Annotated in this window: 12 protein-coding genes; 2 read left to right on the forward strand and 10 right to left on the reverse strand. The window is 72.4% G+C overall.

Going from position 1 to position 14,338, the window contains the following annotated elements; genetic code table 11:
* Window positions 1-101: 101 nt before the first annotated feature.
* The gene (locus tag ACNYC2_RS21400) at window positions 102-1,490 is read left to right on the forward strand and encodes an AAA family ATPase (RefSeq protein ID WP_419703724.1); all 1,389 of its coding nucleotides are present in this window, start codon (window positions 102-104) and stop codon (window positions 1,488-1,490) included.
* Between the two features lie 49 nt (window positions 1,491-1,539).
* Here the strand turns inward: ACNYC2_RS21400 and nagB are convergent, their stop codons facing one another.
* From nagB to ACNYC2_RS21430, 6 genes are all read right to left on the reverse strand, one after another.
* Window positions 1,540-2,319, reverse strand: coding sequence for a glucosamine-6-phosphate deaminase (gene nagB / locus ACNYC2_RS21405; RefSeq protein ID WP_419703725.1), 780 nt, complete (start codon window positions 2,317-2,319; stop codon window positions 1,540-1,542).
* Window positions 2,319-3,383: an ROK family protein gene (locus ACNYC2_RS21410; RefSeq protein WP_419703726.1), complete on the reverse strand. Its 1,065-nt coding sequence runs from the start codon at window positions 3,381-3,383 to the stop codon at window positions 2,319-2,321. The genes nagB and ACNYC2_RS21410 overlap by 1 nt, the downstream gene beginning before the upstream one ends.
* Complete coding sequence (locus tag ACNYC2_RS21415) at window positions 3,383-4,237, reverse strand: carbohydrate ABC transporter permease (protein ID WP_116674076.1); 855 nt, start codon at window positions 4,235-4,237, stop codon at window positions 3,383-3,385. The genes ACNYC2_RS21410 and ACNYC2_RS21415 overlap by 1 nt, the downstream gene beginning before the upstream one ends.
* Window positions 4,234-5,181 (reverse strand): carbohydrate ABC transporter permease, encoded by a 948-nt coding sequence (locus tag ACNYC2_RS21420; protein WP_419703727.1) that lies wholly within the window; start codon window positions 5,179-5,181, stop codon window positions 4,234-4,236. Before ACNYC2_RS21420 ends, ACNYC2_RS21415 begins: the two co-directional genes overlap by 4 nt.
* 138 nt (window positions 5,182-5,319) lie before the next feature.
* Window positions 5,320-6,612 carry an extracellular solute-binding protein gene (locus ACNYC2_RS21425; protein ID WP_419703728.1) on the reverse strand — a complete coding sequence of 431 codons (1,293 nt, stop codon included), beginning with the start codon at window positions 6,610-6,612 and terminating at the stop codon, window positions 5,320-5,322.
* Window positions 6,613-6,714: 102 nt separating this feature from the next.
* Complete coding sequence (locus ACNYC2_RS21430; RefSeq protein ID WP_419703729.1) at window positions 6,715-7,866, reverse strand: ROK family protein; 1,152 nt, start codon at window positions 7,864-7,866, stop codon at window positions 6,715-6,717.
* 308 nt (window positions 7,867-8,174) lie between these two features.
* On the opposite strand from ACNYC2_RS21430, the gene ACNYC2_RS21435 reads away from it, so the two are divergent.
* A complete protein-coding gene (locus tag ACNYC2_RS21435; RefSeq protein WP_419703730.1) occupies window positions 8,175-9,155 on the forward strand; it encodes a DUF4349 domain-containing protein in 981 nt (326 codons plus the stop codon).
* Between the two features lie 33 nt (window positions 9,156-9,188).
* Here the strand turns inward: ACNYC2_RS21435 and ACNYC2_RS21440 are convergent, their stop codons facing one another.
* The 4 genes from ACNYC2_RS21440 to ACNYC2_RS21455 are packed head-to-tail and all read right to left on the reverse strand — an operon-like array spanning window position 9,189 to window position 14,269.
* Window positions 9,189-9,593: a RidA family protein gene (locus tag ACNYC2_RS21440; protein WP_377137999.1), complete on the reverse strand. Its 405-nt coding sequence runs from the start codon at window positions 9,591-9,593 to the stop codon at window positions 9,189-9,191.
* 47 nt (window positions 9,594-9,640) lie between these two features.
* Entirely contained in the window at window positions 9,641-10,858 is a 1,218-nt protein-coding gene (locus ACNYC2_RS21445) for an alanine racemase (RefSeq protein WP_419703731.1), read from the reverse strand.
* Between the two features lie 46 nt (window positions 10,859-10,904).
* Complete coding sequence (locus ACNYC2_RS21450) at window positions 10,905-12,512, reverse strand: N-acyl-D-amino-acid deacylase family protein (RefSeq protein ID WP_419703732.1); 1,608 nt, start codon at window positions 12,510-12,512, stop codon at window positions 10,905-10,907.
* The gene (locus ACNYC2_RS21455) at window positions 12,509-14,269 is read right to left on the reverse strand and encodes a beta-N-acetylhexosaminidase (protein WP_419703733.1); all 1,761 of its coding nucleotides are present in this window, start codon (window positions 14,267-14,269) and stop codon (window positions 12,509-12,511) included. Before ACNYC2_RS21455 ends, ACNYC2_RS21450 begins: the two co-directional genes overlap by 4 nt.
* Window positions 14,270-14,338: the final 69 nt, after the last annotated feature.

Below are 14,338 nucleotides of genomic sequence, written 5' to 3' on the forward strand. Positions count from 1 at the left end.
CCAGCGGGACACGCTCGGGAGCCGGTCCGGGACCCCCTCCGGGCGATCGAACCGCGGAAAGCCTTGCGGTGGTGTCGGTGACCACGGCTATAACTGTCTGCATGTCACATCCCCACCCCGAGAGGAGCCTCACCCTGCCCGACGACGGCGCCGCCTCCCACCTCGCCGACACCATGGCCACCACGCTCACCGACGACCTGCCCGAACCCGACTGGCCGGACTTCGGCGACAACGACGAGGCCGCGCGCCGCGCGGTCGCCGCAGTGGCGGCCATGCTCGGCCGCCCCATCCCGGAACGCCCCAAGGACCCACGCTCGTCGAGCGAGTGGCTCGCCCGCAGGTGGGACGTGGACGAGAGCGCGCTGGTCAACGTCTCGCGCGACATGTCGCGCACGCTGCAGCGCCTGCACGCCTACGCCCTCCAGCGCTGGGTCGAACGCCACCCCGACGACGTCGCTGTGTTCGGCCCCGGCGGAGCGCCGCAGCGCGCCGCGCTCGACCTCGGCAACGGCACCTCGGTGAGCGTGCCCGCCGTGGCCACCGTGATGTTCCCGGCCGGGTCCGCGTACGAGACCCCCGTGGCCGTCGAGGTGGCCTACCGGTACGGGACCCCGACGGTCACCGCCTACACCCCGCCCGGTGGCCTGGCCCTCGCCGAGCGTGTCCTCGCCGACCTGACCCGCACGCTGGAGGACGAGCACCCCTACCGTGGCGGTGTCCTGTCGGCGCGGGCGTCGACGGGCGCGGTGGAGCTGACGCCGGTCAAGCACACCGTGCAGGTGCGCGGCGACGTCGTGCTGCCCGCCGACCTCTGGCGCGAGGTGGACCTGTTCTGCTCGAGCGTCACGACCCGTCGCGACGCGCTGCGCGCGCTCGGCCACACGACGTCCCGTGGCCTGCTGCTGGCCGGCAAGCCCGGCGTCGGCAAGACCAAGCTCACGCGCGTGATCGCCACCGAGCTGGCGGGACCGCTCACCGTGGTGCTCGTCACCGCGGAGGTGCTGCGCACCTGGATGACCGAGCTGTACGAGGAGATCCGCGGTCTGGGCCCGTGCCTCGTGGTGCTGGAGGAGATCGACTCGGTGGCGTCCAAGGGCTCGCGCGGCGACACGTCGTTCGCCGAGTTCCTGGATGCCCTGGACGGCACGCGCAGCTCCGACGACGTGCTCACCGTCGCCACCACCAACGACCCCGAAGCCCTGGACCCGGCGGTCAAGCGCCCCGGGCGCTTCGACACCATCATCGAGGTGCCGCCGCCGGACCAGGCGGGCCGCACGGACATCCTGCGGCTCTTCCTGCCGCCCCAGGCCCCGGTCGACATCGCCCTGGTGGCCTCGTACCTCGACGGCGCGACGGGCGCCGACCTGCGTGAGGTCGCCCGCCGTTCGATCCTCGAGCACGGGCCCGACGGGCTGACCACCGACCGGGTCACCGACGTGGCGACGTCCGGCCGGTGGAAGCCCGCACCCGTGGCGGGCAACTACCTCTGACGTGTCAGACGCTCAGATCACTCTGGTGACCTACGCGTCTGACAGGCCACTACAGCCCCTGCCACTCGGGCTTGTCGGCGTACGTCTGCCGGTAGTAGTCGGCGAGCTGCAGGCGCGACGCCGCCGCGTCGTCGACCAGCACCGTGGCGTGCGGGTGGAGCTGCATGATGGTGGCGGGCCACATCGCGGAGATCGGGCCCTCCACGAGCTGGTGCACCGCCTCCGCCTTGGCACGCCCGGACGCCAGGAGCACGAGGTGCCGCGCCGACATGATGGTCGCGAGGCCCTGGGTGAGGCAGTGCCGGGGCACGTCGTCGACCGACCCGCCGAAGAACCGCGCGTTGTCCTCGCGGGTCTGCTTCGTCAGGGTCTTGATCCGCGTGCGGGACGCGAGCGACGAGCCCGGCTCGTTGAACGCGATGTGCCCGTCCGTGCCGATGCCGAGGATCTGCAGGTCGACGCCGCCGGCGTCCGCGATGCTCGCCTCGTACGCGGCGCAGGCGGCCGGCAGGTCCGCCGCGAGGCCGTCCGGACCCTGCACGGCCCCGGGCGCGAGGTCCACGCGGGACGCGAACTCCTTCTCGATGACGTTGCGGTACCGCTCGGGATGGTCGGCCGACAGACCCACGTACTCGTCGAGCATGAACGCCCGGGCGCGCGCGAACGAGAGGCCTTCCTTGTGCCGGCGCACCAGCTCGTCGTACACGGCGAGCGGCGACGAACCGGTGGCCAGCCCGAGCACCGCCTCAGGATTGGCCCGGACCAGCCCCTCGACGGCGTCCGCGGCCAGCCTCGCGAGCTCGCCCGGGGGCGCGATCACGACCTCCATCAGCTTCTCCTTCCCAGGACGGCGGCGCCCACCGCCGCGACCGGAACGTGCGTCGGCGCGAGCTGGACCCGCTCCGCCAGCTTGAGCGACCCGAGGAACGGCGACACCTTGGCCTGCTCCCGCAGGGCGTCCTGCACCGCGTCCAGCAGCTCGGTGCCGAGCTGGGCCACGCCCCCGCCGAGCACCACGTGGCGCACGTCGGTGGTCAGCACCAGCAACCGTACGGCCGAGGCGGTGGCGGAGGCGAACCGGTCCTTGACCGCTATCGCCTCCTGGTCGCCCGCGCGCGCGGCCTCGAACAGCTCCACCGGCGACGGCTTGCCGTGCCGCGACGGCCACGCCGCTTCCAGCGCCTTGCCCGACGCGAACCGTTCGAGGCAGCCGCGCTGCCCGCAGGGGCACTCCGGCCCGAGCGGGTCCACCGGGACGTGCCCGATCTCGCCGGCCGCCCCGCTCACGCCACGCCGCAGCTGCCCTTCGAGCACCAGCCCGGACGCGAGACCCGTGCCGAGCGCGAGGAACGCGAGGTCCGCGTGGTCGTGCGCGCCGCCCGCCTTGTCCGCCGAACGTTCGAGCACGTGCGCCGCACCGACGGCCGCCACGTTGAGGTCGTTCTCGACCACCACGGGCACACCGCCCAGCTCGGCGGACAGCAGGTCGGCGAGCGGGAGCTCGTCGTCGTGCACACCGAGGTTGACCGCATGCTTCACGGTGCCCGAACGGTGGTCGACGATGCCGGGGATACCCAGCCCGACGCCGGCCACGTCCGCGAGCTCCGCCCCACCCGACGCCACGACGTCGCGCACCGCCTGCGCCGCACCGGCGACGAGGCCCTCGGCGCCGTGCACGGTGCTCTGCCGCACGGTGCCGACCACCTCACCCTCGGGGTCGAGGAGCGCACCGAGGATCTTCGTCCCGCCGATATCGAGGCCGACCGTGTACGCGGGCACCCGCCCGGACCCCGTCCGGGCGCTCCCCTTCCGCTTGCCGACCTTTCCCATCCCAGCCTTTCGCTCGCTGGGCTCGCCCTGGCCGGACGTGCCCGTATCGGACCTGCTACCCATCAGCCCTTCACCGCGCCGGAGACCAGACCACCGGTCATCCGGCCCTGCACGATCAGGAAGAAGATCACCGCGGGGATCGCGATGAGCACGGACGCCGCCATGACCGAGCCCCAGTTGGTGGCCTGCGTGGCCTGCACGAACGTGCGCAGCCAGAGCGGCAGGGTCATCGACTCGGGCCGCTGCATGATCACCAGGGCCGTGACGAACTCGTTCCACGCCTGGAGGAAGGCGAACACACCGGTGGCCACCAGGCCCGGCGCGAGCAGCGGGAACGTGATGCGCCAGAACGCACCGGCTCTGGAACAGCCGTCGATCATCGCCGCCTCCTCCAGCTCCTTGGGTACACCGTTGACGAATCCGCGCAGCGTCCAGATGGTGAACGGCAGCACGCCTGCCGTGTACACGAGCGTCAGGCCGATGATCGTGTTCAGCAGCTGCCAGCCGTCGATGATCCGGAACATCGAGATGATCATCGCCTCTCCGGGGATCATCTGGACCACCAGGATCAGCACGATGAAGGTGCGACGGCCCTTGAACTGGAACCGGGTGAGGGCCAGCGCGGCCACGAAGCCGACGACGAGCGTGATGAGGAGGGTCAGGAACGTGACCCCTATCGAGTTCGCGACGGCGGGCGGGAACGGGGCCCGCACCTGGCCGAACATCGCCGAGCGGTAGTTGTCGAGCGTGAACACGTCCGGCGTCGGGAAGAACGCCAGGTTCTCGCCGCGGATCCGGTTGTTCGGCAGGAACGACGTGTTGACCATCCAGTACACGGGGAAGGCCGAGAGCGCGAAGACGACGAGGGCCAGGGCGCCGAACCCGGTGTCGGCGATTCGCTTGCGGATCTTGATCACAGCTCTTCCTCCCGCAGCGTGCGCCGCACATAGGGGTAGGCGATGGCCAGCATGACGACCACGAAGATGACGCCGATCGCGCTCGCCAGGCCGTAGTGCCCCTGGGCCATACCCTGCTGGTAGATGTAGACACCGATGGTGTTGGTCAGGTCGCGGTCGCCGCCGATGTCCTGCAGCACGAACACCTGGGTGAACAGCTTCAGGTCCCAGATCATCGACAGCACCACGAGCACCGTGATGATGCTGCGCACGTAGGGCAGCTGGATGAGCCGGAAGCGCTGGAACGCGCTGGCGCCGTCGAGCTGTGCCGCCTCGATGACCTCCTCCGGGATCTGGGTGAGGCCCGCGTACAGCGTGAACGCGACGAAGGGCACCGCACCCCACACGACGATGCAGGTCAGGATCACGAAGAACGACAACGGGTTGAGCAGCCAGGAGTAGCCGAACCACCGGTCGCCGGTGAGCGCGGTGAGCACGTTGTTCACCACGCCGTACTGCGTGTCGAAGACCCAGCCCCACACGGTGGTCGCGGACAGCGACGGCATGGCCCAGGCCAGCAGCAGGCCGACCGAGACCAGGAGCCGCAGGCCCTTGCCGATGCGGATCATGAGCAGCGCCACGAGCATGCCGAGCACCATCGTGATGACCACGAGGACGACCATGAGCACGAAGCTGCGCAGCAGGACGGTCCAGAAGCCCTCGACGTCGGTCAGCACCGTCGCATAGTTGTCGAGCCCCACCCACTCGGCGGGCTGGCCCATGAGCTGGGCCCGCTCGTACTCCTGGAACGACATGACGACCAGGCGAAGGATCGGGTAGCCGGTCAGCACGCCGAGGATGACCATCGTGGCCGACAGCAGCAGCCAGGGCAGGAAAGGGTTCCGGCGTGGCTGCCGGATCTCTTGGCGGGGTGGCGCCGTGGGTTCGAGAAGTGTGGTGCTCATGTCCTGTCTTCCTCAGAGGCGGCCGACTGCCTCTCCCTCGAAGAGCGGCCGCGAGCATCAGGCGGGCAGTGGTGTCCCGCCCCGCCCGGGTTTCTGGGGTCGCACCGGGCGGGGCGGGAAGTCGTGCTGACTCAGCGATCAGCTGTTGAGGATCTCCTCGATGTCCGCGTCGAGCTGCTCGGCCACGGTCTTGACGTCTTCGCCGGCGGCGATCTTCGAGAACGCGGTCTGCAGCAGCGCCTGGGCCTCGACGTCCGCCCACTTCGGCGAGGCGGGCGTGAGCTTGGCGTTGGCGGCTGCCTCGACGGCGGCCTTGCCGATCGAGGTCTCCTGGTCGACCTCACCGAAGAGCGAGGTCTTGGCCGGGATCAGACCGTTGCCGGCGAGGATGGACTGGTACTCGTCGCTGAGCAGGATCTCGTAGGCGCTCATGGCGAGGTCCGGACGGGCCGACTTCTGCGCGATGGCGATGTTCGAGCCGCCGGCGAACACCTGGGCGGCGCCGCCGTCCTTGCCCGGCAGGGCGACACCCTGGAGGTCCTTGCCGTACGTGGAGGCGCAGCCCGGGACACCCTCGGGGTCCTCCGGCTCCTCCGGGGCGTTGATGGACCACTGGATCCAGCTCGGCGCCGAGAGGAACGCGACCTTGCCCTCGCAGAACGGGACCTGCAGGTCCGTCTCCTGGGCGTCGCTCGGGGCGTTGTTGCCCTCGGTCATGATGGTCTGGATCTGCTCCAGGCCGGCGAGGCCGCCCTCGGAGGAGAACCCGGCGTCCCAGGTGCCGTCCTCTGCCGGCTCGGCGACGTAGCCACCGTTCTCCCAGATGAAGGGCAGAGCGTTGTACCAGTCCTGGCCGGGCCAGTAGACGCCCGACAGGTCGTCGGTCCGCAGGTCGACGGCGGTCTCGACGTACTCGTCGAGCGTCGTCGGCACCGGGGTGTCACCCAGGACCTGCTCGGAGTAGAAGACGACGCGCGCGCCCGAGTAGTACGGCAGGGCGTAGTGCTTGCCCTCCCAGTCGCCGGCCTCGACGAAGCCGGGGAGCAGGTCGCTGCCGCCCAGCGTCTCGAACTCGTCGGCGGTGATCTCGCGGAAGTAGCCCGCCGAGGTGAAGGCCGCGGCCTGGGTGTTGCCGATCTCGACCACGTCGGGCGCGTCCGAGCCGGACAGGGCCGTCGTGTACTTGTCGACCAGGCCGTCCCAGGCCTGCTCCTCGATGACGAGGGTGCTGCCCGCGTTCTCCTCCTCGAAGGTCTTCTTCAGGTAGTCGCGGGCCTCCTTCGGCGTGTCGGTGCCGACGAGCCAGACCCGGACCTCGCCGGGGCCGGTCTCCTCGGGCGCCGCAGCGCCGCCCGCGTTACCGCACGCGGTGAGTGCGAGCGTCAGGGTGATCGCCGACGCCGCAGCGCCGACAAGACGGTTTCTGTTCACGTTTGTATTCCTCCCGGGATACGACTGTGTGTCGCGGTGCGTGGTGATGGCTCGAGTGGAAGCTCGATATGACGCCTGCCGCCGACACGTGAACAGTGCTGTTCACGAGACCCCCAGCTGGGCGGAAAGCACGAGGACGGCGGCGCCCGCCAGCACCACGTCCTCGTCGAGTGCGGCCATCCGCAGCTGCAGGCCCGAGTTGATGGCCTGCATGGTGCGCTGACGGATGGTGTCCAGCGCGGCCTCGCGCAGGGGACCGTCGAGCAGGTCGCGCGGACCGCTCAGCAGCACCTCCGTGAGGTTGAGCGCGCTGACGACCGGGGCGAGGGTTACGCCAAGCACCCGGCCTGCCGACGCCAGTGCGGCGTCGGAATCTTCTGGGGTCTTGTCCGCGATCGCGCGCCGCAGCGCCGGCACCGACAGGACCGTCTCGAGGCAGCCCACCCGGCCGCAGGCGCACTCGCCGTGGTCGACCACCGTGACGTGGCCGATCTCGCCGGCGGCGTCGCCCTGGCCGTGCAGCCGCACGCCGTCGACCACGATGCCCGCGCCGACACCGGCGCCCACCGTGACCACGAGCATGCCGGAGCTGCCGCCGCCGTACGTGAACTCGCCGAGCGCCGCCGTGTTGGCGTCGTTCGCCACGTGCACGGGCAGGCCCATCCGGTCGCCGAGGATCTCGGCGAGCGGGACGTCGTACCAGCCGCGGTTGGGCGCCTCGACCACTCGGCCGTCCAGGTCGATGATGCCCGGCGAGCCGACGCCGACGCCGATCACCGGGTGGATCGCCGCGGCGACCAGCCGGCGGACGAAGCGCGTGAGCAGGTCGACGAGCTCGTCGCCGGTGCGCCCGTCGATGTCGAGCTGGCGGCGCACCATGATCTCGCCGGTGAGGCTGAGGACCGCGCCGCGCATGCGGCCGTACTCCGTGAGGTCGACGGCCACTATCTGGTAGGCGTCCGTGCGGAGGCCGACCAGGATCGCGGGCTTGCCGACGCGCTGGCCGGGTCGCGTGCCGAGCTCCTCCACCAGACCCTCGGTGATGAGCACCGAGACCAGGTCCGAGATCGTGACGCGGGTGAGCGAGGTCGCTCGTGCGAGGTCGGCCCGGGACGTGGGCCCCTCGTGGAAGAGGTGCTGGAGCACCAGGGACCGGTTGTGCGCCCTGGCGTGCTCGGGGAGCACCTTGGACGTCGCGCGCAGGCGTGCGCCGAGCCCTCGCCCGGTGCCGTTCCGCTCTGTCGTCGTCGCCATGTTTGTTAGTAGACCTCCTTAACAGAGTCGCTGTCCATCACCCGGAGCGGCCCGTAACAAGACTGTTACTTGGGTCACGTTGCTCCTGGTCGCTGGAAGCCCTCCGTCACCGTGTGCGGATTACTTCACGTACTTGACGAATCCGAGCCTGCCGTACCTGGCGACGCCGGGCACGGCGTGACCGCAGCGTGATCAAAAACAGGGCAAAACCCAAGAAAAATTGGGTCACCAGGCCCACAAGTTCACAAAGGGATCACAGTTCTCAGGTGGGACACGTCCCCGCCCCGTCTGGCTCCTACTCTCGTCCCATGAAGCGCAACCGGTCAGCCAGGGGGCACGTGGGCACGCCCGCGCGCCGACTCGCCCGCGCCCTCCTGGCAGCAGTCGTCGGAGGGACCCTCGCGGTCTCCCTCGCCGCCTGCTCGGGAGGTGGCGCCGGTGAGTCCGGCGCCTCCGACGGCGGCGGCGCCGACACCGCCGCGCGCTCCGAGGGGTTCACCGAAGGTGACGTTGCCGCCGACGCGGCGGCGGGCGCCGTCGGCCTCGCCGAGTCGCCGGAGGAAGCGGTCGACCGGGAGCTCGTCACCACAGGCAACGCGACGCTCGCCGTGGACGACCCGTTCGACGCCGCGGAGCAGATCGCCGACCTCGTCGAGCAGGCCGGCGGCCGCGTCGAGGCGCGCGACGAGCGTGCGGCGACCGCGGACGAGCCGGGCAGCGCGTCGATGACGCTCCGCATCCCCGCCGACCGCGTCTCGGCGACGCTGGACGCCCTCGACGAGCTCGGCGAGGTGCGCGACCGGCACGTCGAGACGATCGACGTCACAGGGACCGCGCAGGACCTCGACGCCCGGATCGCGGCGCTGCGCACCTCGACCGACCGGCTGCGCGAGCTCATGGCCGACGCCGACCGCACGTCCGACCTCATCGAGATCGAGGCCGAGCTCTCCACCCGTCAGGCCGAGCTGGACTCCCGGGTCTCCGAGCGGAACCGGCTCTCGGACGAGGTGGCGATGTCCACCCTGCACGTCGAGATCGTCGCCGAGAGCTCGCCGGCCGCCAAGGCGCAGCCCGGCGGTTTCCTCGGCGGCCTGTCGGCCGGGTGGAGCGCGCTGGTGACGACGTTCAACGTCGTCGTCCTGGTGCTCGGCGCGATCATCCCCTGGCTCGCGCTGGCGGGTGTGGTGCTGCTGATCGTCGTCGCCGTCCGCAGGGAGATCGCCAAGCGCCGCCCCGCGGGCCCCACCCTGCTGGAGACCGCGACACCGGCGACTGCCCCGACCGACTGACGCTCTCGGTAGGCGGCTCGGCGGCCCGGCCGCTCAGTCCGTGATGGCCAGGGCGTCGATCTCCACGAGCATCTCCTCGCGCGGCAGGCCCACCATCACGGTGGTCCGGCTCGGCAGCACGCCGCTCGGGCAGTACTTCGCGACGAACGCGCCGTACGCCTCGTTCATGGCCGCGAAGTCGTCGCGCGTGGTCAGGTAGACCCGGAGCATCACGACGTCCTCGAACGACGCGCCGCCCGCCTCGACGATCGCGCGCACGTTCTCCAGGGTGCGCGTGGTCTGCCCGGCGACGTCGTCGAGGTGCACGTACTCCCCCGTCGCCGGATCGGTGGGGCCCTGCCCCGAGACCTGCAGGAACGGTCCCTTGCGCACGCCCTGGTGGAACGTGAACGCGGGTGCGGGCGCGTCGGGGGTGGAGATGGCGGTCTTGGCGGTCATCGGGTTCTCCTCGTTCGGGTGGTGCGGCGTTCGGGTGGTGCGGCGGGTCAGAAGTCGAGGGTGATCCGCTCGGCGACCTCGTCGCCGCGGGTCACGAAGCCTGTGCGGTACTTGTCGAGGGTCGTGCACGGGTGCGAGATGCCGAACCCGACCACGTCGCCCGGCTCCAGCGCCCGCCCGGCCGTTGGGTCCACCGCGAGATAGGCGTGCTGGTCGTTGAGCGCGGTCACGCGCGCGCCCGCCAGCGGGTCAGCAGCGCCCAGCCGCCCGGCGGCGTCGGGCGTCCGCGCGACGAGCGGCGTCGGCAGGTCGATGTCGAACGACACGTCCCGGCGGCCCATGCCGCAGATGACCAGGCCCGGTTCCGGCGCGGACAGCACGGAGCCCCAGACCGTGATCGCCGGCCGCAGCGCCGCGGCACCCAGGCGCGTCCACGGGTCGGCACGCAGGTAGTGGCCGTGGTCGTGCGTCACGTAGGCGCCCGACCGCAGCACCACCCGGGTCCGCACGTCCACGCCCGCGGCGTCCTGGACCGGCACGGTCAGACGGTGCGTGACGACGTCGGCGAACGCGCTGCCGCCCGCGCTCAGCACGGTCGGCCCGTCGACGAGGCCGCCGATCTGCGCGCCCACGGCCCGCAGGTCGTCGCACCACAGGCCGACGGCGGCGAGCTCCTCGTCGCTCGTGCCGCCCGCCACCGGCCCCTCGTAGCCCGCGACCCCGGCCAGCCGGAGCCCGGCGTCGTTCACCCCGACCGCGAGCACGACGGCGTCGGACACCGTGCGGACGCCCGTGCGACCGCCCGGGACGCCGAGCTCCACGAGCACGCCCAGCCGGGCGGTCACCTCGGGTGCCGCACCGGCGAAGCCGGCCGCGAGCAGGTCGACGCCGCGGGCGGAGTCCACGTACACCCACACCTCGTCGGCAGTTCGGTCGGCGCCGTCGTCAGCGAGCGCCGTCCGCAGCCACGCGATGTCGCGGGGGTCGACGAGCTCGTTCGCGAGGAAGGCGCGGCGCCCCGCACCGGGCAGGCCCCAGCCGAGCGCCGTGCGGAGCTGTGCGGGCGTCGCCACCGTGGCCCCCCAGGCCCCCGCGGCGGCCTGGCGCGTCCAGATCTCGCGGGACATGTGCGTCTTGACGTGCGGCGCGTGCTCGACGCCCGCGTCCGCGAAGGCGGCCGCCACCGTCCCGATGTTGTGGTCCAGGGCCGCCTCGTCGATGGTCAGCAGCGGCCAGGTGAGCGTGGGGTCGTCGATGCGCAGCACACCCACATCCTGCCGTGTCCCGGGCGCTCCGCGCACGCGTCCTGGATCAACCCAGGGGCCGGGCGGCGGACCCGGCAGCGGCCGGACGCAGCCCGTGACCCGGCGTGGCGCCGGTGAGCTGCCCGGCCGCGAGCACGGGCACGCCGCCGACGAGCACGTCCTCGACCCCCACGGCGGGGGTCCGCGGCGCCTCGTACGTCGCCTCGTCGCACACGCGGCCGGGGTCGACGAACGCGAGGTCGGCGACGGCGCCCGGCGCTATCCGGCCCCGGTCCGCCAGCCCGAACCGCCGCGCCGCCCGGGCCGACAGGTGTTCCGCCGCGTCCCACCAGCTCCAGGAGCCGCGCCGCACGTGCTCGTCGAGCAGCCGGGCGAAGGCGCCCCAGCCGCGAGGGTGCGGGCTGCCGCCCCAGTAGATGGCGTCCGACCCGGCGAGGTGTGCTTCGTGGCCCGCCAGCGTGCGCACCGACTCCGGCGAGTTGGTCGGCGGCTGCGCGAACACGCAGCTCGCGCGCAGCTCCGTGACCGTCAGCACCTCGAGCACGGTATCGGGGGCGGACCGCCCGAGCCGCGCGGCGACGTCGGGCAGGGTGCGGCCCTCCGCCCACTCCATGCCGGGGACCGACGCGAAGGTGATGCGGGGCCAGAGGTCGGTCAGGCCGGCGAAGTGCTCGCCGAGGCGGACGGCGGTCGCCGGGTCGCGCAGCGCCTCGATCGTGGCGCTGGCATCGGCCAGCGGCAGCCACGTCGGCAGCGCGACCATCGACAGGATCGAGCAGCCGCGCAGGTAGGGATAGGAGTCGTAGGTGACATCAAGGCCCCCGGCCCGCGCTCCCCCGACGTGCTCCAGGAGCTCGCGGGCGGGGCCGTGCAGGTGGGACACGTGCGTGGCGACGTCGGACGCGCGGGCGACCCGCATCAGCTCGTCGAGCGCCGCGACCCCCTTGTCCTCGTACCCACGCATGTGGCTCACGTGCGGCAGCCCGCGAGCGGCGACGACCTTCGCGAGCGCGACGAGCTCCCGTTCGTCGGCGTACGCGGCGGGCACGTACTCGAGACCGGTCGAGAGGCCGCAGGCGCCGTCGTCCATGGCCCGCTCCAGCAGGCCCACCATCGCCGCGACCTCCGCGTCGGACGCCGGGCGCTGCGCGGCCCCGAGCACCCGGTAGCGCAGCGTGCCGTGCGGGGCGAGGTACGCGACGTTCACCGGGACCGTGCGGTGGTAGGTGCCCAGCAGATCGCCGACGGACCCGCCGCCGAACGTGGGGTGCGCCCCGTTGATGGCGGCGAAGTACGTGCTCGCCCAGTCGTAGGTGGCGCGGTCGCTCGGGGCGAAGGAGACGCCGTCCTGCCCGGCCACGACCGTGGTGATCCCCTGGCGCAGCATCGCGAGCTGCACGTCCTGCTCGAAGACGGCGGCCTCCGCGTGCGTGTGCGCGTCGACGAGACCGGGCAGCACCACGCGGCCGTCGGCGTCGAGGACGTCCGTATCCGGTTCGACACCTGGCTCGACGGCGGGTCCGGCACCGTCCGGGGCGCCGGTCCGGGTGATCGTCTCGATCCTGCCGCGCACCACGTGCAGGTCCACCGGCTCCGACAGGGTCCCGTCGCGCTGCGGCACGCGGGCGCCACGGACCAGGATCGTGCCGGTCATCCGTCGCCCTTCGGGGTCTTTGGGGCCTTTGGGGCCTCCGGGGCTGGTCGGCCCGCAGGCAGGTTCTCGGCCCCGCCGTCGTCCCGCCATCCGCCCAGCCCCGCCCAGCCGCCGACGGCGGTCTCCGCCGCCAGGTCCCGCGGGTAGCCCTGGACGCCGGGCCGGGTCTGCCACGGGTGCGGCCCGGCGAGCGGCCGGTACTCGACGCCGTACGCGTCGAGGCGGGGCAGGTGCCGCTGCTCGAGGCGGCCCAGGAAATCCTTCGACGCGGCGGAGCCCTGTGTCCGGTCGGCCCGCGGCGACCAGGCGACCTCGGCGAACGCCGCGAGCCGGGGGAAGGTCGCGTAGTCGATGCGCCGGGCGCTGTCGAGGTGCTCGGTCCAGACCTGGGCCTGCGCGCCGAGGAGCCGGCCTGCCCCGTTGGTCGACGCGGCCAACGGTGCCGGCAGCGGCTCGAAGGCGTACACGTCCTCGACCGTCCGCAGAAAACCGACGGGGATCGGCTCGGCCGGATGCTCCCCGGCGCGGTGGTCGAGGTAGACGGCCTGCTCAGGTGCCATGACGACGTCATACCCGGCATCGAGCGCTGCCGCACCCTGGGCGTAACCGCGCCAGGAGGTCACGATCACGTCCCGCGGCAGCATCGGCGACATCGCCTCGTCCCAGACGACGGCGCGGCGGCCGGCGTCGGACACGTGCTCGGCGAGCCGGGCGACGAACCAGCCGTGCAGCTGGGCGACGTCGGGGGTGCCGTCCTTGCCGACCAGGCCCAGTGCCTCGGCCCGCTCGACGATCCGTGGCGACTCCCGCCAGAGGGTGGGCGGCACCTCGTCGCCGCCGAGGCCGATCCAGGGTGCGTCGAAGACGTCGAGCACCTCGTCGAGCACGTGCCGGAAGAACGCGAGCGAGCCCTCGGACGGGTCGAGCACGTCCTGGCTGATGCCCCACGTGGTGCGGACCGCGCTGCGGTCCTTGCGCGTGCCGAGCTCCGGGTACGCGGCGACGGCGGCCTCGACGTGGCCCGGCACGTCGATCTCCGGGACCACCGTGACGCCCCGGTCGCGGGCGTAGCCGACGATCTCGCGCAGGTCGTCCTGCGTGTAGAAACCGCCGTGCGGTCGGCCGTCCTTGGACCCGGTACGCCAGGTGCCGACCGTGGACTCGTGGCGCCACGCGCCGGTCCGCGTCAGCTCCGGGTAGCGGTGGATCTGCACCCGCCAGCCCTGGTCGTCGGTGAGGTGGAGCTGCAGCACGTTGAGCCGGTGGGCGGCGGCGAGGTCGATGAACCGGAGCACGTCGTGCTTGGGCAGGAAGTGACGGGCGACGTCGAGCAGCACCCCGCGCCACTCGAAGCGCGGGCGGTCCGCTATCTGCACCACCGGCAGCTCGAGCGCGCCGGTGCCGCTGCGGCGGTAGGCCTCGGGCCCGGCGAGCTGACGCAGGGTCTGCGCGGCGGCGTGGGCCCCCGCGAGGTCCGCGGCCTCGACCCGCACCAGGCCCGTAGGACGCACGTCTATGCCGTAGCCGCCGGCCGGCAGTCCGCGCGCGAGGGCGAAGACGACGGAGCTGCGATCGGTCGCCGCCGGCACCAGGTCGAGGCCGAACGCCTCCTCCGTGACGCGGCGCCACCAGCGCGCGGCGGGCCGCAGCGCGGGGTCGGTACCGATGCCCGCGCCGTCCGCCAGCAGTACCGATCCGCCCGGCACCTGCGTCGACGCAGGTTCCGGGACGAGGCCAAGGTCTCCGGGGCGTAGCACGCGGTCACCCTAGCGCGGCGCCGGTGCCGGTGCTGGTGCCGACGGGAGCGCACGATCCCGGAGGACCGC

The sequence above is a fragment of the Promicromonospora sp. NFX87 genome, from assembly GCF_048564965.1.
In the GTDB taxonomy this organism is placed as follows: domain Bacteria; phylum Actinomycetota; class Actinomycetes; order Actinomycetales; family Cellulomonadaceae; genus Promicromonospora.